This window comes from Ruegeria sp. CK3 (assembly GCF_056536565.1).
Genome location: NZ_JBQFPV010000008.1, coordinates 294092 through 313838, shown reverse-complemented (window position 1 = coordinate 313838; position 19747 = coordinate 294092). Strand labels below are relative to the sequence as shown.

Below are 19747 nucleotides of genomic sequence, written 5' to 3'. Positions count from 1 at the left end.
GATGATTGAGCTTACAGACGTCAGCAAGAGCTTTACCCTGCACAATCAGGGCAGCGCGGTCATTCCGGTGATGGAGGGTGCCTCGCTAAAGGTGGCCCCCGGTGAATGCGTTGCTCTGACCGGCGCGTCGGGCGCGGGCAAATCCACCTTGATGCGGGTGATTTATGGAAACTACCTCGCGGCCACTGGCACGGTGCTGGTGGGTGGGTTGGACGTTGCCAAAGCCCAACCGCGTGAGATTCTGGCGCTGCGGCGTGAGACACTGGGCTATGTCAGCCAGTTCCTGCGGGTTGTCCCTCGGGTCCCTACACTTGAGGTCGTGGCCGAGCCGCTTTTGGCGCTGGGCTCTGACCGGCAAGCCGCTTTGGACAAGGCGGCGGGATTGCTGAAACGGTTGAACATTCCCGAACGGCTCTGGTCACTTAGCCCGACCACGTTTTCGGGCGGTGAGCAGCAGCGCGTGAACATCGCGCGCGGTTTTGCGCATGACTCCCCGGCGATGCTGTTGGACGAACCGACGGCCAGCCTGGACGCGCAGAACCGTGAAACGGTTCTGTCGCTGATCGAAGAGGCCAAGGTCCGCGGGGCCGCAATTGTTGGGATTTTCCACGACGTCGAGGCGCGTGAGCGTGTGTGCGACCGCTCGTTAGATGTCTCGGAATTCACGCCCGGACAGGCGGTATGAGCCTTGCGCCCGTCATAGCGGTTGTTGGCCCATCAGGTGTGGGCAAAGACAGCGTCATGGCCGCGCTAGAGGCCCGCGCCTCTGGAATCCAGCGCTTGCGCCGCGTGATCACGCGGCCCGAAGGGGAAGAGGGCGAGGATTTCGACCGGGTCTCGGTCGAAGTGTTTGAGCAGATGGTGCTGGATGGTGCCTTCTCGATGCACTGGCAAGCGCATGGGCTGCATTACGGTGTGCCGGTGCAGATCGCGGAACAGCGCACGCAGTGTCGGGCTGTTCTGGTCAATTTCTCGCGCGCGGTTCTGCTGCAAGCGCAGGAAGTGTTCGGGGACCTCATTGTGATCTCCCTGACCGCTGACGCAAAGGTTCTGGAACAACGCCTTGCAGCGCGCGGGCGCGAAACTACGGAAGAACAAGCCAAGCGCCTTGGACGCGCCAAAGCGCCGCTGCCCGAAGGGTTGCACCGAGTGATCGAGATCGACAACTCGGGCGTGCTTGACGATACGATCAGCGCGATCCTTGCGCGGCTTCAGCCGGAAAGGGCGTAGCGATGGATCAGGTGAAAACGTCCATCCTCGGCCTCGCCCATCAGGGCCAGATCCTCGATCCGGAAGGGCGCGGGCAACTTCGGGGCCAGATGCGCGCCCAAAGCCGCTTCGACTTCCGCCAGAACGGGTTTGGCCAGTTTACCGCTCAGCGTGATGTGGAAGCGGAAGGCCTCCAACACGTAAGGGTAGCCCCACTGCACCAGATTGACGTCCTGTTCCGGGGTCAGATTCGCCGCGCGGCGGCGGGCCAGTTCGGCCTCGGACGCAGGCGCGCGGAACCCGTCAAGCTCTTGCACACAGGCCGCGGCGAGGGCGTTCAGGGCATGGGTCTCTCCGACCGGGCGCAGGGCCAGAAACCGGCCCAGCCGCGCGATCTCAAGCCCGTCCAGCGAGACCGGCGCATGGCGTACGGCCAGCGTAGCGCAGGCGTCGTAGAGCGCCTCAACCGTCTGCCCGTCGCGCAGCCGGAACGGAGGTTTCATCGTCGCGTGCAACCCGTATTTGCGCGGCACTTCGGTGACGGATGCAACCTCGATGCCGTCCACGGCGGGATGCGCCACCGGTGCCCCGGTCTCCATGTCCCAGCCCAGCCAGCTGGTTGCAAATTGCGTCCACTCTGCATCGGCAGGGGGGGCATAGTAGATCGCGTATCGCGTGAATGTCACATTGGCCTCCTATTGCGTGGCCCGTTCAATAGCTCAAAATGTGTGAAGTTCAGATGACAGAAGAAATGATCCTTGCCAATGCCACGCTCGTTCTGCCGCACGAAACCGTCACGGGGAGTGTTCGGGTCGTAGGAGACAGCATTGCGGATATCGACACAGGCGCTTCGGTCCCTGCGTGGGCGATCGATTGCGAAGGCGACTATATCAGCCCGGGTCTGGTCGAGCTGCACACGGACAACCTTGAGCGTCACATTCAGCCACGCCCCAAGGTCGACTGGCCCCACGCCGCCGCGATCCTCGCCCATGATGCCGAGCTGGCAAGCACCGGGATCACCACCGTGTTTGACGCAATGCGGATCGGGTCCATCCCCTCAGGCTCGGCCCGGTATCTGAAATATGCGCGCGGCCTGTCGCAGGAACTCTGGGACCTGCGTGAACAGGATGCGCTGAAGATCAGCCACTTCCTACATCTCAGAGCCGAGGTGTGTTCCGAAACTCTGGTCGAGGAGTTGGACGAGTTCGGCCCCGAGGACCGCGTTGGTCTTGTCTCGATCATGGATCACACGCCGGGTCAGAGGCAGTTTCGCGATCTCTCGAAGCTTGAGGCCTATATGAAGGGCAAATACGCCATGGACGATGATACGTTCATGCAACATGTGGCCCATCTGAAAGGGCTGCGTGACCGCAATGGTGAAAAGCATGAGGTTGAGACCGTTAAGGCTGCCAACCGCTTTGGCGCAGTTTTGGCCAGCCACGATGATACGACGGAAGAGCAGGTCCAGGTGTCCGCAGGTCACGGCATTCGTCTGGCTGAGTTCCCGACAACGGTCGAAGCTGCCCAAGCCTGCCACTCGCACGATATCAAGGTGATGATGGGGGCGCCGAACATCATCCGGGGCGGGTCGCATTCGGGCAATGTCGCGGCGCAGGAACTGGCCGAGCTGGGCCATCTGGACATTATCTCGTCTGACTACGTGCCCTCGGCGCTGCTGCTGTCGGCCGTGCGGCTCGGGCAGATGTGGGACGACATGGCGCGTGGGTTGCGGACTGTGACCCAAACCCCGGCACAGGCCGTGGGGCTAGGCGACCGAGGCGTGTTGCGCACAGGTGCCCGTGCGGACCTGATCCGATTCCGCATGCGGGCAGGTGTTCCCGCCCTGAATGCGGTCTGGTCGCGGGGGCGGCGCGTCGCCTGATCAGGCCATGTAGAACAGATAGCGGTCCGGAGCGATGGTTTCAGGCCCTTCGATCTGATCGAAACCGACCAGCGGCTGGCCCGAGATCAGCAACCCTCCGGGCTGCATCACCTGCGCGATCATAGGGCTGAGGCGCGCCGCCTCGGCCACGTCATCCGCCTTGATCCCTCGTCCAAAATCATAATGCGCCATCGCCATCTTGTGGCCTGCGCTGGCAAGCTTTTGCAGCATAGGTTCGGCCTCGCCCTGCAGGAAATCCTGTTCTGGCGGAGTGCTGTCGGGGTGGCATTGCAGAACGCGATCCATCACCCAAATGCGGCGCTCGGGCAGGATTTCACGCAGGTGGTCATAGGTGCGCCCATTGCCCAACCCCATGTCCAGCACGTCGCCTTTCTGATCAGCGATCTTCGCAGCGGCCCAGTTCAGCCCGTCGCGTTGCGCGGTCAGGCGGCGCAGCATGGAATCCAGTCGGCTCATTCGGGGTCTCCGTTTCCGTGTCTGGGGGCGGTCCAGAGGGTCGCCGGCCCGTCCAGTAGGTGTTTCAGCAAAGCTTCGGTAAAGGCCCAGATGTCTTGATCGTGGACCAGATGATGGGTCAATACGCCGAGCGGTTCGCTGTTGTCAGAGCGCCCCTCCCGGCGATTCCGCAGCAGCGCGGTGGTTTTCTGGATCAGCGCAGCAGGATCCGCCAAGCCCCGGCTGCCACGCCAGTCGATCGGGTCGATATGGGTATTCACCTGCTCCAGCCCCGACGCGGCCTGCGCTGATGTTCGAGGGGTCGCGGTCGAGAGGATTTCATACCCAAGATCGGGCAGACGCGCGGCAATCTCCGGCGCGATACGGTTCCATGGAGGGACGAACATGGGACGCAATCTATCCTGAAACAGAGACCGCAGGCGCGCTATACCGGCCTCGGCGTCCTGCAAGATCGTCTCCATGGGACGGTGTAGCCGAAATTCGGATTTCTTTTCCTCTGGCGGAGCGTGGTTTTCATGCGCCCAGCCGTGGACAACCGGTATCAGGTTCGGCCGTTGCGCCATGTAAGACGCCAGTTCGCATGTCGCATCACGCGGGATGACCGCCAGGTGAACCGAAATCCCAAGCCGTTTAGACAAAGCGGAGAGTTGGTCCAACTGAGCGGTCGGAGCAATCGCATCGTCGTCTCGCCACCACAGCGGAAAAGACAGCCCTTGCTCGCGCCAAATGGCCAGTTCTTCGTCCAATATGTGCCAGTCTACCATCATCGGCGCGCGTCCCAGAGCCTCTGAGCGATCTCAACGCTGCGCTGTGCTCCGTCGAAGCCAAAGCCCTGCGTCGAACGGGGTACGTCAGAAATCACCCGCTCCAGGGCCTCGGAAAGGCGGGTCGCGTCAAGGTCTTTGCTGGGAAGAACCTCCATCGCCGAAAGCGCAGAGAGGCTTTGCCCGCGCAAGCTTTGTTCCACTTCATTGCCGTCATCAAAGGGCACCATCACCGCCGGAGTACCCGATTGCAGCAGGTCCATCGCGGTGTTGTAGCCGCACATGCTCACTGATGCTGCCGCATGAGGGAGCATGTGCCGAAAATCCGGGCGCACGGGTTCGATGACAACAGGTGCGCCTTCGGCCAACTGGGACAGTTCGGAAATGCGCGACTTTGCATCACGCCCGCCCACCAACAGGCGCCAGTGCCTGTTGGGCATCTTTTGGGCGGCCTCGATGGCCGCGCGAAAGATCGGCTGCCCCACCGATCCACCCCCCGCGCTAACCAGAATCTCTCCCGTCCCAACACCGTCCGGATGGGGCTGCGGCGCAACCGGCGCGACAAAGCCGGTATAGTGCAAATACCCGGACAGCCGCTCCGAGACGGGCCAGCTGACACTCAGCGGTGTGATACGTTCATCCGCGTGAACCAGAACACCGTGATAAAACGTGTCAATAATCTCATCGGCCCGTTCAGCCTTGGAGGGTTTGGACGGCGGCGCCAGAATATCGCGGATTGAGCTGAGGATGACGGGGCTGTGCGGCAGTGCCCGCGTGGCGGTCAGTGCAGCCTCGAACTCACCGGTTAAAACGCGACGGCCAAAGGGGAAAAGCTCGGTGATCAGCACGTCCGGCTGGAACGCGCGGACGGCCTCAACCAACGCCACGGTCCGCGCGTTGCGATAGGTTTCATCAGCCTCTTCGCCGTCCTCACCCAACAGCCGGGTAAAGTTGGTCCCATCCGAGCGCAGCGGCGGTAGACCAAACAGCGTCAGGCCCGTGCTGTCAAGCTGAGGCGCTGGCATGCCACCAGAAACCATCATCACCTCATGGCCGGCACCCGCAAAGGCACGCCCCAGCGTCAAGGCTCGGCTCAGGTGCCCGGTTCCCAACAGATGGGTGACGACAAGCATCACTCTCATGTCGTGGCCTCGCGCTTGATCAGGCGGACCGGCTCCGCTTCGGGCGTCATTGTCTCCATGTCGACGACATAGAGCCTGTTGCGCTTGATTTTAAAAGGGGCGGGGCCTTCAAAATCCCATCCCCAGGCGCGCGCCAGAATGACCCGCATGATGCCGATGTGACATACGGCCAGGGCGTCTTGCTGGAGTTCCGCCAGCCAAGGCGCGAGACGATCTGCAACCTCAGCCGGGCTTTCGCCATTTGGCGGGCGGTAGTCCCAACCCCAGTCTTCGATATGCCGGTAGCCGCTGGACGGGTCTGCAATCAGGTCTACACCGCGCAGACCCTCCCAATCGCCCCAGTTCATCTCGATCAAAGCATCGCTGGTTATCGGGGCGCGGCCCGAGACGATCTGCGCCGTCTCACGCGCGCGCCGCAACGGGCTGGCCCAGATCTGAGCCTGCTCCCAAGAGGCGGGCAGGGCGTATCCGGACAGTTCAGCCCGCGCTTCGGGGTCCAGCGCGATGTCGCTACGCCCCTGAATCTGTCCGGCGCGGTTCCACGGCGTATGACCGTGTCGCAGCAAGGCCAGTCTGGTCATGCGGAAACCTCCAGCATGGGGCGGATGGTCTGCCAGAACCGACGCGTTGCACCGGGCATCAGGTGGCGATCAGCCACGTATTTGCGGGCCTCAATCCCCAAGCGTTGCCGTTTTTCGCCGTTCTGCAAGAGGAACTGCACGCGCCGGGCCAGTCCTTGCGTCCCTTGACCGACACTGGGGTAGTCCGAAGCCGAAAGCACGTCACGCACGCCGGGGCGGTCTTGCGCGACCACAGGCAGGCCTGCGGCCTGAGCCTCGAGGTAGATCATGCCGTAGGCTTCGTTGACGCCGGGCCAGACCAGAAACCCCGAGTTCTGATAGAGGTGGCCCAGGCTCTCCTGGTCCAGTTGGCCAAGGAACGTGACCTTTTCGCCGAACGGAGCCATGAGTGCTTCAACTTCGCCTCGGGCCGGTCCGTCTCCTGCGATCTGTAACTTCCAATCGCCGGTAAGGAGCGTCAGAGCTTCGGCCAGCAGCTGATATGAGGCCAGCTTGTCCCCGTGCCGCATCATGCCGACGGCCAGCATCGGACCCTCGGCAGCGGCCTGAGGGGGCAAATCAGTGATCGGCAGAAACGGTGGCAACTCGACCAGAGCCTGAGTGCCAAAACGGTCGCGTTCCAACGTGATCAGGTCATTTGCGGTGTGATAGAAAATCACGTTGGCCGCATCGCAGGCCTCGTGGGCGGATTGCGCAAATCCGGCCCAAGGCCCCTTCAGGCGGCTGCTGGCCCGTGTGCTTTCCATTTGAACATAGGGAATCCGCCGCGCCGCGCAGACCTTTGGGCCAACCAGGTCCGGGGCTTTGTAGTAGTTGTGGTAGGTCACCCAAAGCTGAGTGTCTTGCGGCAATTCGGCGATCAGGCGCTGAGTTTCGGCTTTGGCCGCCGCGCGCAAGGCGTGCTGTTTGGAGGTATCTCCGTGTTTGTCGTAGATCCGCAGCTCGGAGACAAGGTCGACGTGATCCCCCTCGGCGGCAAGGGCGGTGATCAGGTTCCGCGCCATCTCGCGGTCGCCCGAAGGGGTCGGGCTGTGTGGGGATTTCATGGGGGCGTAGAACGCCACGCGAGTCATCAGACCGTTTCCAGGCACAAAGCGTTCAGCCGATCCGAAAGCCGCGCGATACCCGGGTCCATCCGGAACTCGGCCAGCAAACGGTCATAGGCGGCCCGGGCCATTTCGGCGGTGGTGGTGGGATCGCTCGCCAGTGCTAGCATCGCGTTGGCCAGCGCCTTTGGGTCGTCATCCGTCAAGATGCCGTGTGTGCCTGAGGAGATGAACTCAGGAATCGCGGACACCGGCGTCGACAGGATCGGCAGGAGTTGCGAGGCAGCCTCCATCAACACATTGGGTAACCCATCGCGATCGCCATCCTCTGCAATGCGGCTGGGGAGGACGAAAAGGTCGGCTGCGCGCATGGCTTCGATCACTTCGGGCTGATCGCAAGCGCCTTTCCAGCTGATCCGGTCGGCGATGCCGGCTGCCATAGCGCGGGCGCGCAGAATGTCCCCCAAAGCGCCGCCGCCGATATGGGTCCAGTGCCAGTCCAGCGTCTCGGGCAGCAAGGCCAATGCATCAATCAGCCGATCGAAGCCCTTTTTCTCGACCAGTCGCCCGACCGAGATCATGTGAAACGGCCCATTCGCTGCACGTAGTTTCCGATTTGGCGGGCTTGGGAAGCGGGCAAGGTCCAACCCGTGGTAAATCAGGTCAACGCGTGCGGGGTCATCGGCCAGCTCCCGCAGATGGGCGGCGCCTATGGCGGTGCAGGTAGCCCCAAAGGCGGCCCCATGGGTCACCGCTTGCAGCTTTTCGCGCTTTTCCCATTCGGGCGAGGTCCAGATATCCTTGGCGTGGGCCGAAAAACTCCACGGTACACCACGCATGATGGCGGCATAGCGCGCCACCGATGAGGGCGTGTGCATGAAATGGGCATAGAGCGCCTGCGTCGTGTCCGGTAGCTCAGCCGCCAAAACGCAGGCCTGTCCAAAGCGGCGAATGCGGTTGTGGGTCGGGTCGCGGCGCAGGTCTTGCCGCCACACGCGGTAGGCCTCGGCATAGCCTGGCAGGCGCTGGGCGATGGCCCGTGCGGCCCAGACGCGCTGTGGTTCCTGATAGAGGTATTCAGGCAGATAGTGCACCTGCCCCTTGAACCGGTCATGCAGGGGGTGGCGTTTGGTGTCGGTCGGGTGACGTAGGGACCAGATGTCAAACTGATGGCCAGCCTCCTGCAAGGCGACCAGTTCTTGTGCAATAAACGTCTCGGACAGGCGCGGCCATCCTTTGACCAGCACCGCGAGTTTCGGGTCTTGGGATGTCATCCGGTCGCTCGTTCCTGTTCCCGGTGCAGCAGCGCATCGATGCGGCCTGTTACATAGTCCAGCCCGTCCAGCAAGCCGTCGCTGATCGCCTGCGAGGGCAGGGGCTGGCGCGGCAATTCGCGGATGGCGCGGATCATGGCGTCGGTCGTCAAGCCGTCGCGCTGTTCGTCCAGCATGCGGACAAGGCCAAGGTTTTCGGCGCGCGAGGCGCGTATCCATTGTTCCAAACGAGGCGTGGTGCGCGGCACGATGACGGCGCGTTTGTCGAAAGACAGCACCTCGCAGAACGTGTTGTAGCCACCCATGCAAACAACGCCCGCCGCCCCGGCAAAAAGCGTTTCGATCTGGGATTCGAACCCGACCGCCGTCACGCGCCCGTTCAGCGCGGCCACGCGGGTTTCGAATTCATCGCGCGACTCACCTGACAGGAAGGGCCCATAGACCAGCACCGCGCGGGGCGACAGGGTCGGGTCCTGTTCGTAGGCCGAGAGGACCAGATTGACCATCGCTTTGCCGTCGCCGCCGCCACCGGGCGTGATCAGGATATAGGGTTGTTCCGGGGGCTCTCCGACCGGGCCGAGGTCGCGGCGCAGATAGCCGGTCCAGTGCAGGCGTGATCGGGCCGCGGCGCTGAGCGGCAGACCCTCGGTCGGGTCGTAGATCGAATGCAACCCATAGACCCAGATTTCATGATAGAACCGCTCGGTAGCAGCGATCGCGTCTTTGCGATCCCATTCGGCGGCCAGAACCTCAGGCTCGTCCAGAACATCGCGCAGGCCCAAAACCAGCTTGGTGTCGCAGGACTGTTCGAGGAATTCCAGCGTTGGCAGCAACTCCCCACGAAAACCGGTGGGTTCCTTGTCGACGATCAGGACGTCGGGGTCGAACTGCTGAACGGCTGTCTTGATCAGGCTCGAGCGAAGTTCGGTCACCTCATCAATGCCCATGCCAATCGTGCGGGCCGCGTAAGATCCGTCCGAGCGTTTGGTTACCCCCGGCAAGCGCACATGGTCGACGCGGCGGGGAAAGGTGAAACGCCCGGCCACAGGCGATCCGGTCAGGATCAGCGCGGATGCTCTTGGGTCGGCTTCAGTCATCGCTGCCGCCAGCGCACGCGAACGGCGCAAGTGGCCTAACCCAAAGGTATCGTGGCTGTAAAATAGCAGGCGCGGCGCGCGGTCCGGATTGTCTTGTTTTTTGCCTAGGCTCATAGGGTCGCCCGTCTTATTGGTCTGGGTACTACATCCGCGCGTATGCAAGCGTTACCGTATATCCTTATGCCGCGCTTGCCAAAGGGGAAATCGCCCGCCTGCAAATGTGCCAAACATGGCGATTTGGCAACAGGATATTGAGGATATGGGTTCAATTTGCACCAGTCGTTGCCGTTTCGATCAAAGCGCGAAAACAGGCGGGCGGGAGGATTTGAACACGTCCAACAGGTTCTGTACGGTGTGCGCCAGTGAAGAAATTGGATGCAAGACCCTATGAAACCGAACTTTCTGGCCGCGACGCTTTTTGCATTTTGGGCTTTGTTGTTGGCGTTTCCAGCCAGTGCGACAGCGCAGACCGCGCTGATACCGGGCTATGGCTCGGGTTCCGCAACGGAACAGACTGCAACCAACGACAGTGATCTCGCCGACGCGATCCGCAGCGCCACCGAGGCAGGTGCCAGCGTCATCGTCATCGATAGTTCGGGCAATCTGGTCTCCACCGCGGGTGAGCAGCCCGAAGCGGAATCGGCTGAGGCTGACCCCATGGCGGAGGCCTCGCAACTGATGCGGACACAGGCGCGATTCACCAAGTTCCGTGAATCGGTCCAATCACGCCTTGAGGCACTGCCCTATTCGGTGTTCGAAGTGGAGTATATCCTGCGTCAGACCAGCCCAGATGGCCGTATCCAGACCTATGTCGAGGTTCTGGGCTGGAACATCCTCTTCCTGCTGTTGGGGCGGTGGCTCTCAACCGAGATCTATGGCAAACGGATCGCCAAGCGCTGGGTCGTGGCGCGGATCAAGGAGAACCCGCAGGGCTATCGCGAGAAGATGCCGTTTCTCGTGTACCGCTTCGTGATGGGGATCGGCGGCACGATCTTTGCCATGTTGATGGCATTGATCGTGGGCTATCTGTTTTTTGGCGAGGCCGAAGATATCTCGATCCAGTTTACCGTGACCGCGATCTTCACGGCCTTTTTCCTGTCGCGCACGATCTCGGACCTGTGGCGAATGGTGCTGTCACCTTACCTGAGCCAGTATCGCCTGCCGCCCTTTTCGGACCGCCACGCCAAGCGGCTGTATATCTGGGCATCGGCGGTGGCGACCTATGACGTTTCGGTCGTTCTGTTTTCGACCTGGGTGGCGGATTTCGGTCTGAACTATAACGTCTACGCTTTGGTCTATGGGTGCCTGACCCTGTTCGGGGCGCTGTTGAATGTTCTGATGATCCTGTTCAATGCGGGCGCGATCTCGAACGCGATCCGGGGCGGACGCGTGCCCGGTCAGGTGTCTTGGATCTTGCGGTTTATCTCGTTTGCCTGGGCGCCGGTTCTGATCGTCTACATTGCTTTCAGCTGGTGCAAACTAGCCGTGGATCTGGTGCTGGAGAATGAAAACTCGGTCCCGATTGTGGCCAGCAGCTATGCGATCTTCATGTCGGTTGTCGTGGCCTATGGCGCGATGAACTATCTGCTGGAGCGTTATTTCGATCGCAACCGCAAGATCGAACAGATCAACGCCGAGGCAGAGATCGAGGCAGAGGCACCGTCGCCCGAGGCGGTACAACGCAAACACGCCATTCTGACCTATGAGGACCTGGCCCGCCGAGTGGCTGGCATTCTGGCCTTTGTCGTTGGTAGCTACGCGCTGGTGGTGATCTGGAACCCTGACGCTAGCTGGAGCGAGGATCTGCCAATCGGGCGCGCGTTGGACGTGATGGTGATCCTGTTCATCGGTTACATCCTGTTCAATTTTTTCCGTATCTGGATCGACAGCAAAATCGCCGAGGAGTCTGATGATGGGTCCGAGGCCGAGCTGGGCGATGAAGGCGGTGAAGGCGGGCAGAGCCGTTTGGCCACCTTGCTGCCCTTGTTCCGTGGGGCGATCCTTGCGGTAGTTGTTGTGACGATTGTGCTGATTGTTTTGATGGAGTTGGGCATCAACGTCAGCCCTCTGTTCGCAGGTGCCGGTGTGGTTGGTCTGGCTGTCGGGTTCGGGTCGCAAACCTTGGTGCGCGATATCTTCTCGGGCGCTTTCTTCCTGTTGGATGATGCCTTCCGCAAAGGGGAATATATCGACATTGGGGATGTAAAAGGGACAGTCGAGAAAATCTCGGTCCGCTCGTTCCAACTGCGCCACCACCTGGGGGCGCTGAACACTATTCCCTTCGGGGAGATCAAGGTTCTGACCAACTATTCGCGCGACTGGGTGATCATGAAGCTACCTCTGCGCGTGACCTATGACACGGATGTCGAGAAGGTGCGGAAACTGATCAAGAAACTGGGTCAGGAGTTGCTGAGCGATCCGGTGATCGGAGATAACTTCATCCAGCCCTTGAAGTCGCAGGGCGTAATCGAGATGCAAGATTCGGCGATGATCATCCGGGTCAAGTTCATGACCAAGCCGGGCGATCAGTGGCTGGTGCGCAAGAAGGTGTATCAGGATATCCGAGAGCTATTTGCTCGCGAAGGCATCAAATTCGCACATCGTGAGGTGACCGTTCGTCTTGCCGATGGCAAAGAGGCCGAAGATCTGACCCCGAAACAGCGCGAGGCAGTGACTGGCGCGGTGCAAGCAGCGATTGACGAGGACTATCTGGACGATATCGGACCGGGCGGCGACGACCGCTAGACGGTTCTCCCGCCCCTTTGGGCTGCGTGTCTGACGAGACGCCTTCCAAAGCGTTGGGCCGGGCCGCGCGTGCCGCGCGGCGGTTGGCGCATCAGGGCCAGGTTGGCTCGGAGGTGCCTAGTTGTGGGGCGGGCAGGTCCCAATTCATCGCTGTTTGACGAATGGTCAGTGCGGATTTGAGGCGGTGGCCTGATCCCCATCCGGACTGTTCGGTCTTTTCGCTATAGTCGGTTTGGTTGGCCGTTATCGGGTCTTGCCTCATTTCGGTTTTGCCAAGAATGGCCAGCAACTCGGCGGTGCGCGCCAAAGATAGATGGGCGTGCATGATTGAGTTACCTGAGGCTGCCTCGGCCAGTGCAGAAAGAACTGCGGCTGCCATCAGGTATCCGGTCGCATGGTCCAGAGCCTGAACTGGCAGCGGGGTGGGTTTGTCGGCATTTGCCCATTCCATCCCGGCATGGGCAATACCTGCGCTCATCTGAACCAGGCTGTCGAACCCTCTGCGTTTGGCCCAAGGGCCCTGCCAGCCATAGGCGTCCAGAGTGACCTCGATCCGGTTGGGGGCCAGTTCGTCACACTTTGCTTTACTAAGCCCCAGAGCCTCAAGCGCGCCGGGGCGGTACCCGTGGATGAATACATCTGCTTGTGACAACAGGTCTTGCAGGTGGGTCAGGCCCTCGGTCGACTTCAAGTCCAGATAGGCGCAGCGTTTGCCCAGCGAGATGTCGGGGATAACGCCCGGCTCATCCCAGCCCGGAGGGTCGACGCGCAGCACATCCGCGCCGAATCCGGCGAGTGTGCGGGTTGAGACTGGACCCGCCAGAACGCGGGTCAGGTCGAGGACGCGCAAGCCGGCAAGCGGGCGTTCGGCCGTTGCAGCCGGACGATCTCGTAGAGTGATCCGACGTGGATTCTGCCAACTGATCAAAGGATCACGGCTGACGGCGCGACCTTGGGGATGGTCCAACCATTCCGCGCGGCTGCGCATGGCGGCTGCGACGCCGCCCTCGGCCACAACAGCGCTTTCGAGATCAGCGATAGCCCAGCTTCGTAGGGCCTGTGACACCGCGTCGCGGTCGGCTTGTGTGCCCAGAACTTTCAAGGCGGCAGCGCGGTGGTGGGGCAAGTTGGTGTGCAGCCTGATCCAGCCGTCAGACGCGCGGTAGTCGCCTGCGATGGCGTCCCACAGGCTGGGCATCTGCCAGCCATCGGGCTTGAACGAATAGCGATACCAGAGCGAAGCGAGGCGGTGATCCACCGTGATCTCTGGCGAGGTTGGTGACAGGTTTGCGGCGGCCAAGTATCTGGCCAGCTCCTGACCGACCGCTGCGAAGCTGGCGGTTGCGAGCTCGGAGACGGCAAAGGCGCTGGGCAAGGTTCCTTCGCCGGTGGTGCGATAGCTGTTGGCCGCCGGAAGAGAGGACAGCAGGCTCATTGCTGATAGGGGTCCAGACTGTCGCGCAACCCGTCTCCAAGGAAGTTGAAGGCCAGAACGACGACGATGATGGGCAGCATCGGAATGGCCGTCCACGGGTAGATCTCGATCGAGGCGAGGTTCTGCGCGTCGTTCAGCATCACGCCCCAACTCACCGCAGGCGCACGCAGGCCGAGGCCGAGGAAGGACAGCGCGGTTTCACCCAGGATCATTGCGGGAATCGACAGTGTGGCCGACGCGATCAGGTGGGACATGAAGTTCGGCAGCAAGTGCTTGCGGATCACCCGACCGGAGCTTGCGCCCATCATCTCAGCTGCGCGGACGTATTCTTCCTCTCTCAGGGATAGGAATTTGGCGCGGACGGACCTGGCGAGGCCAGGCCAGTCGAGAATGCCGAGGATGATCGAAATGATGAAGAAGACCGCGACGGGGCTCCAGTTCGAGGGCACGGCGGCGGATAAGGCGAGCCAGAGCGGCAGTTCGGGTAGGGACCGCAGGACTTCGATCACTCGGTTGATGGTCCAGTCGATACGACCGCCAAAGTACCCGGCCATCGACCCGAAAAGGATACCAAGGAGGAACGACACTGAAATGCCGATCAGGCCCACGGTCAGTGACAGCTGCGCGCCATAGAGTATGCGGCTGAAGATATCGCGGCCTAGCCGGTCCGAGCCCCATAGGAACAGTGTCGCGCCATCAGGGGCACAGAACAGATGCGTGTCAGAGGGGATGAACCCGGCCAAGCGATACTCGGACCCTTCACAGAAGAACTTGATCGGACGAGGATCCTCGGTGTCTGGAATGAACTTCCACTGGAAGGTCTCAAGATCCGCCTCGGCCGTGATGGGGTAGACATAGGGCCCGATGAACTTGCCCTCGTGGAACCAGTTGATCGATTGGGGCGGGGCGTAGAGGTGCTCTCCGTTCCGGTCATTGGGGCCATAAGGGGCGATGAAGCCAGCAAAGGGCAGCATCAGGTAGCACAACAGCAGGAAAACGCCCGAAATCAAGCCCAGCTTGTGCGTGCGGAACTTGCGCCAGACCAGCACCCAGTTCGGGGCGTCCAGATCGGCGCGCTCGAGCTGTTGGACCGAGGCCTGCGGGTCGAACGGTGCGTCATCGACATAGCGATCATCAGGGCGTTGGGTCATGCGTCTCGCCCCTCATACCGAATGCGCGGATCGAGCATGACCAGCAGGATGTCCGAGATCATGGTGCCGATCAGGGTCAGCAGGGCCACGAACATCAGGATGAATGCAGACAGGAACTGGTCTTGCGTCTTCAGCGCCGTCAGCAGGGTCGGGCCAATGGTTTGCAGGCCCAACACGACCGATACCAGAACTGAGCCGGACACCATTGAGGGCAACAGGTTGCCGATGTCGGCGACGAACGGGTTGAAGGCCACGCGCAACGGATATTTGGTCAGCATCCGCGATGGGGCCATGCCCTTGGCGACGGCTGTCTCAACATAGGGTTTGCCCAGCTCGTCCAGCATGTTCGCGCGCAGGCGCTGCATCATGGCCGACGCGCCCGAGGTGCCGATGACAAAGGTCGGCACGATCAGGTGGACAAGGATGGATTTCAGCTTGTCCCAACTCATCGGTTCGCCTTCGAATTTGGGATCCATCAAGCCGCCGATGGGCAGGTTGAAATACTGATGACCGTAGTAGAACAGGATCAGCGCCAGCAAAAAGTTCGGCGTGGCCAGACCCAGATAGCCGACAAACGCCGAGGTATAGTCGATCCACGTGCGCGATCGCGCGGCAGCGATCACACCCAAGGGTAGGGCGACGGCGTAGACGAACAAGATCGCGGCAAGATTGACAACAACCGTCAGCCAAAGCGTATCGCCCACGATGTCAGAGACGGGTCGGTCGAACTCAAACGACCAGCCGTAATTGCCTTGCAGCAGACCTTCGAAGCCGTGGGGGCCGGGCCAGAAGCCCATCCAGATCAGGTATTGCTCCCACATGGGACGATCCAAGGCGTATTCTGCCCGCAGAAACTCGGCCTTGGCGACACCGGCGGATTGGCCTGAGGCCTGAAGCTCGGCGATCTGATTGCTCAGATAGTCGCCAGGCGGCAGGTTGATGATTACAAATATCAGAACCGAGACCACCAACAGTGTCAGCAGCATCGTGAAGAAGCGATAGACCGCATATCGCAGCATGATCATTTAGCTGCTCCTGCTCAGTCGACCAAAAAGAATTCATCCGGGCGATGGACGCCGAAATGCGCGCCGGGTTCCCACGCCCACATGGCCTGCTCGGGGACATTGCGCAAACGGTTCGACACGACAATGGGCTGCGGCGCGCCGTTGAGAATGCCGATCGCGTATAGCTGGTCGGCGTGGATTTCCAACATCTCGGTCCAGACGGCAGCGCGCTGTTCATCCGTTGTGGCGGTCTCCCAGTCATGGACCAAAGTCATCAGGCGCTCAGCCTCGGGCATGTCGGGGGCCTCACCCACTTCGCCGCCGGTCTGATAATACTGTCCCCATTTTGGCCAGGCGAGAAACACCTGATCCGTCGGGGCCAGATAGGCAGGCGAGGTGTGGATTTGGGGCAGCCCGTCATCCCAGCCGAACCAGACCGAAGCCATCGTGTTGCCCGCGAACACCCGGTTACGCAGGATATCGCGATCCAGTGGGCGCATCACAAGATCGACGCCAATCTCGCGCCATGTGTCGGTGACGATCTGCAGGGCGTTTTCGACCTCCTGCCGCTCACCAGCGGTTTCGATGATTAACTCCATCGGGCGGCCGTCGGGCAACAGCCGAATGCCGTTCTTGTCGCGCTCGTTCAGCCCAGCCTCGTCCAACAGCGCGTTCGCCAGATCCGGATCATACTGGGCCCATGCCTGGGCGTTTTCCTCACTGTAGAAGGGTGAGGCTGGCAGAACCGCCATCGCGCCCGGTTTTGCCAGTTTGAAATAGAGCGCCTGGTTGATCGTCTTGCGATCAATCCCCAAAGACAGGGCGCGGCGCACGCGCACGTCTCGCATTACGTCCCGCCAAACCTCATCCGCGTAGTTCAGGTTCGGATAGATTGCGATCTGTGAGGCCACGCCGGTTTTCCAGAGCAATGTCTTATAGTTGCCAACCGCCTCACCCTTTTTCAGGATCGAGGCATCTCGGAACGCCAGACCACGCCCCTGCAGGTCGGTCTCGCCCGCATTGGTTTTTGCGGCCACCAGCCCGGGGGCCACAATCTCCATCTCGACCACGTCGATATAGGGCAGTTGCACCCCTTTGGAGTCGATACGGTGGTAGTACGGATTGCGGACGAAGTTGTGGCGGATTTTCTTGCCCGAGCTTGCGTTCAGCCAAGGCTGAAGCGTGGGCAGCTTGTGGTTGTCGAACTTGTAGAGGTTGTCGAGTTTGTTGTGCAGGGCCGCCCAGCTTTTGACGCGGGCATCATCGACCTGCGCGGCCAGATCCTCAGGATCAACATAGTTTTCGTGATACTGTTTCAGAAAAGCCGACGGGCGGTAAATGAAGGGCGGGCGGGCCTGTGCCAGCGTTTGCAGGAAGTCCGGGTTCGGATCATCCCATTCGTAGATCACTGTCGTCTCATCCGGGAAAGAGACGGTCGGGGCCTTTCCCTCGACGATCAGAAAATCAGGTGGCCCAGAGGGGCTGAGCAATTCGTTGTTGGCGACATCTTCCCACCAGTACCGGAAATCTTCGGAGGTAAACGGCGAGCCGTCCGACCACTTATGCCCTTCGCGCAAATGCAGAGTGAACTTGCGGTTCCCGTCATTTTCGAACGAGGCCAAAATGTCGGGCACGATATTGTAGTTTCCGTCAAACCCAACCAACCGGGCGTAACCGTAGACGACCATCTGGCGGATATCCTTGGACCGGGTCACCATGGTCCGCATTGTGCCGCCGGGGGTGCCGAATTCACGCCCCTTCGCGGCCAGATCCACCACCAGAGGGTCTTTGGGTAGGCGTTCCGAAACCGGGGGCAGATCGCCCGCATTCACCTCAGCCGACCAAAAGCTACTCTCTTGCGGAACCGGCACATCGGCCAGTGCAGGCAGCGTCCAGCCAAAGGCCAGAGTGGCGGCCAGGATCAGAGGGCGAGTGGTCTTAAACATGGCAACGTACCTTATGGCCCGGTTCCAATTCCACCAGCGAAGGTATCACGGTGTCCGAGAAACGAAAGGCCTCATCCCAACTGTCCGGCGCGCCGGCACCCAGAGAGACCATTTGCAGGTCAATCGGGCGGTTAATGTCGGGTTCTGGTTGAGCGGCAATCAACGCCTTTGTGTAAGGATGGCGCGGATTGTAGAAGAGTGTTTCGGGCGGGGCTTGTTCGACAATCAGCCCCCGACGCATAACGGCAACTTCGTCAGCGATACGGGCCACGACGGCAAGGTCGTGAGAGATGAAGAAATAGGACAGGTTCAGGCTGTCCTGTAGGTTTTCCAAGAGTGTCAGGATTTGTTCCTGAACCGACACATCCAGCGCCGAGGTCGGCTCGTCACAGACGATCAACTGCGGGTCCAGCATCATGGCGCGGGCGATGGACAGGCGCTGTCTCTGCCCGCCGGAAAACGCATGCGGATAGCGTTTCAGCATGTCCGCGTTCAGCCCCACGCGTTGCAGCATCTCGGCCGCCTTGTCGCGTTGCTCCGAGACCGAACCGATACGGTGAATTTCCAGTGGCTCAGTCATTGCGTCCTGAATGCGCATCCGTGGACTGAGTGAGCTGTAGGGATCCTGAAACACCATCTGGGCCTTGCGTTGAAACGCGGTGCGCTGGGCGCGGGTCATCTGGTGGACCGGGATCGGTTCTTCGCTTTGGGCGGTGCAGAACAGAACCTCTCCGCCTGGGTCGGGCAGTTCGGCGCCAAGGGCAATCCGGGCGGCGGTGGTCTTGCCAGAGCCGCTTTCGCCGACAATCGCCAATGTCTTGCCACGTGCAAGCTTCAGGTCGACGCTGCGACAGGCATGGATCTGTTTGTCCGCCTGCCAACCCTTGCTGGACCGCATCGTATAGGTCTTAGATACCCCCTTCATATGAAGGATTAGGTCCTCGTCAGGCATCGGAATGCCTACGGCGTCCTGATCCGGAATGGCCGGGGCCGCATCGAACAGCTGTTTGGTGTAGGGATGCGCGGGGGCGGTGAGGATGGGGGCGGCGGGGCCTGCTTCCATCACGCGACCTTTGTGCATGACGACGACCTGCTCGGCCATATTCGCAACTACGCCCAGATCGTGCGTGACAAGGATCAGCGCCATCCCGGTTTCGCGCTGAAGTTCCTTGATCAGGCCCAAAACCTGAGCCTGCGTTGTCACATCCAGCGCAGTGGTCGGCTCGTCAGCAATCAGCAGTTCGGGTTTGGACACCATCGCCATGGCGATCATGGCGCGCTGGCGCATACCTCCCGACAGCTCAAACGGATAGGAGTCATAGGCCCGCTGAGGGTCTGGAAAGCCCACGCGTTCAAACTGGGTCAGGACTTCCTTGCGCGCCTGCGCCTCGGACGCGCCGCGATGCAGCCAGAGGACCTCGCTGACCTGATTGCCGATCTTGTGCAGTGGCGACAAAGATCGCATCGGCTCCTGAAAGATCATCGAGACGCGGTTGCCGCGAATGCTGCGCATCTCCCGCTCGTTGATTTGCGTCAGGTCGGCCTTACCCTTGGAATCGTTCAGAATAATCGAGCCGCTGCGAATCTGAGCCACGCGCGGCAGGATACGCAACACGGCCCGGCAGGAGATTGTTTTGCCCGAGCCAGACTCACCCACTAAAGCAAGTGTCTGTCCAGCCTCCACATCGAAATTCACGTCTCGCACGACTGAGTCCGCCGTGCCGAAACCGATGCTGAGATCTCTGACAGACAACAACGCAGTCATTCGGGTTTTCCACCCGTTTGGCCGTAGATGAGCATCGGCTTTTTATTCTCCCCGTTTTTTTGACTTACTGTCGCGCGGTTTCACCCGACTCGTCAAACCCGTTCTTAGGCTGAAATGTCGCGGGAATGTGAAACTTTCGCCTCTACAACTACACAAACAGTTGAGTTTTTGCCATCAAGTTCGTGACCAGCACCATTTAAGCTGGCGTTGAGTATCAAAGAGAGAATCC

General features: G+C 60.9%; 17 protein-coding genes. 4 read left to right on the top strand and 13 right to left on the bottom strand.

Features of this window, described 5'->3' with window-relative positions; genetic code table 11:
- Position 1 precedes the first annotated feature (1 nt).
- Together phnL and ACR0C3_RS14330 are read left to right on the top strand one after the other, a co-directional pair.
- Entirely contained in the window at positions 2-685 is a 684-nt protein-coding gene (gene phnL / locus ACR0C3_RS14335; RefSeq protein WP_480759050.1) for a phosphonate C-P lyase system protein PhnL, read from the top strand.
- Positions 682-1230 carry a phosphonate metabolism protein/1,5-bisphosphokinase (PRPP-forming) PhnN gene (locus ACR0C3_RS14330; RefSeq protein ID WP_480759048.1) on the top strand — a complete coding sequence of 183 codons (549 nt, stop codon included), beginning with the start codon at positions 682-684 and terminating at the stop codon, positions 1228-1230. The genes phnL and ACR0C3_RS14330 overlap by 4 nt, the downstream gene beginning before the upstream one ends.
- On the opposite strand, the gene ACR0C3_RS14325 is transcribed toward ACR0C3_RS14330, so the two are convergent.
- Positions 1212-1895: a DUF1045 domain-containing protein gene (locus tag ACR0C3_RS14325; protein WP_480759047.1), complete on the bottom strand. Its 684-nt coding sequence runs from the start codon at positions 1893-1895 to the stop codon at positions 1212-1214. The genes ACR0C3_RS14330 and ACR0C3_RS14325 overlap by 19 nt on opposite strands.
- 53 nt (positions 1896-1948) lie before the next feature.
- On the opposite strand from ACR0C3_RS14325, the gene ACR0C3_RS14320 reads away from it, so the two are divergent.
- Positions 1949-3091, top strand: a complete 1143-nt coding sequence (locus ACR0C3_RS14320; protein WP_480759045.1) for an alpha-D-ribose 1-methylphosphonate 5-triphosphate diphosphatase — start codon at positions 1949-1951, stop codon at positions 3089-3091.
- On the opposite strand, the gene ACR0C3_RS14315 is transcribed toward ACR0C3_RS14320, so the two are convergent.
- Genes ACR0C3_RS14315 through ACR0C3_RS14285 form a run of 7 tightly spaced genes read right to left on the bottom strand, consistent with a single transcriptional unit; the run spans position 3092 to position 9586 of the window.
- A complete protein-coding gene (locus tag ACR0C3_RS14315) occupies positions 3092-3568 on the bottom strand; it encodes a class I SAM-dependent methyltransferase (RefSeq protein WP_480759044.1) in 477 nt (158 codons plus the stop codon).
- Positions 3565-4335 carry a polysaccharide deacetylase family protein gene (locus ACR0C3_RS14310; protein WP_480759043.1) on the bottom strand — a complete coding sequence of 257 codons (771 nt, stop codon included), beginning with the start codon at positions 4333-4335 and terminating at the stop codon, positions 3565-3567. The genes ACR0C3_RS14315 and ACR0C3_RS14310 overlap by 4 nt, the downstream gene beginning before the upstream one ends.
- The gene (locus ACR0C3_RS14305) at positions 4332-5474 is read right to left on the bottom strand and encodes a glycosyltransferase family protein (protein ID WP_480759042.1); all 1143 of its coding nucleotides are present in this window, start codon (positions 5472-5474) and stop codon (positions 4332-4334) included. Before ACR0C3_RS14305 ends, ACR0C3_RS14310 begins: the two co-directional genes overlap by 4 nt.
- Positions 5471-6055 (bottom strand): histidine phosphatase family protein, encoded by a 585-nt coding sequence (locus ACR0C3_RS14300; protein ID WP_480759041.1) that lies wholly within the window; start codon positions 6053-6055, stop codon positions 5471-5473. Before ACR0C3_RS14300 ends, ACR0C3_RS14305 begins: the two co-directional genes overlap by 4 nt.
- Complete coding sequence (locus ACR0C3_RS14295; protein ID WP_480759039.1) at positions 6052-7128, bottom strand: glycosyltransferase family 4 protein; 1077 nt, start codon at positions 7126-7128, stop codon at positions 6052-6054. Before ACR0C3_RS14295 ends, ACR0C3_RS14300 begins: the two co-directional genes overlap by 4 nt.
- Complete coding sequence (locus ACR0C3_RS14290) at positions 7128-8375, bottom strand: glycosyltransferase (RefSeq protein WP_480759037.1); 1248 nt, start codon at positions 8373-8375, stop codon at positions 7128-7130. The genes ACR0C3_RS14295 and ACR0C3_RS14290 overlap by 1 nt, the downstream gene beginning before the upstream one ends.
- A complete protein-coding gene (locus ACR0C3_RS14285; RefSeq protein WP_480759036.1) occupies positions 8372-9586 on the bottom strand; it encodes a glycosyltransferase family protein in 1215 nt (404 codons plus the stop codon). The genes ACR0C3_RS14290 and ACR0C3_RS14285 overlap by 4 nt, the downstream gene beginning before the upstream one ends.
- A gap of 273 nt (positions 9587-9859) precedes the next feature.
- On the opposite strand from ACR0C3_RS14285, the gene ACR0C3_RS14280 reads away from it, so the two are divergent.
- On the top strand, positions 9860-12217 hold the full coding sequence (locus ACR0C3_RS14280) for a mechanosensitive ion channel domain-containing protein (protein WP_480759035.1): 2358 nt from the start codon (positions 9860-9862) through the stop codon (positions 12215-12217).
- A gap of 91 nt (positions 12218-12308) precedes the next feature.
- Here ACR0C3_RS14280 and ACR0C3_RS14275 read toward each other — a convergent pair whose 3' ends face one another.
- The 5 genes from ACR0C3_RS14275 to ACR0C3_RS14255 are packed head-to-tail and all read right to left on the bottom strand — an operon-like array spanning position 12309 to position 19518.
- A complete protein-coding gene (locus ACR0C3_RS14275) occupies positions 12309-13652 on the bottom strand; it encodes a CoA transferase (protein WP_480759033.1) in 1344 nt (447 codons plus the stop codon).
- Complete coding sequence (locus tag ACR0C3_RS14270) at positions 13649-14803, bottom strand: ABC transporter permease (RefSeq protein ID WP_480759032.1); 1155 nt, start codon at positions 14801-14803, stop codon at positions 13649-13651. The genes ACR0C3_RS14275 and ACR0C3_RS14270 overlap by 4 nt, the downstream gene beginning before the upstream one ends.
- Positions 14800-15828 (bottom strand): ABC transporter permease, encoded by a 1029-nt coding sequence (locus tag ACR0C3_RS14265; protein ID WP_170377562.1) that lies wholly within the window; start codon positions 15826-15828, stop codon positions 14800-14802. Before ACR0C3_RS14265 ends, ACR0C3_RS14270 begins: the two co-directional genes overlap by 4 nt.
- Positions 15829-15842: 14 nt before the next feature.
- Entirely contained in the window at positions 15843-17753 is a 1911-nt protein-coding gene (locus ACR0C3_RS14260; RefSeq protein ID WP_480759030.1) for an ABC transporter substrate-binding protein, read from the bottom strand.
- On the bottom strand, positions 17746-19518 hold the full coding sequence (locus tag ACR0C3_RS14255) for an ABC transporter ATP-binding protein (RefSeq protein ID WP_480759029.1): 1773 nt from the start codon (positions 19516-19518) through the stop codon (positions 17746-17748). Before ACR0C3_RS14255 ends, ACR0C3_RS14260 begins: the two co-directional genes overlap by 8 nt.
- Positions 19519-19747: the final 229 nt, after the last annotated feature.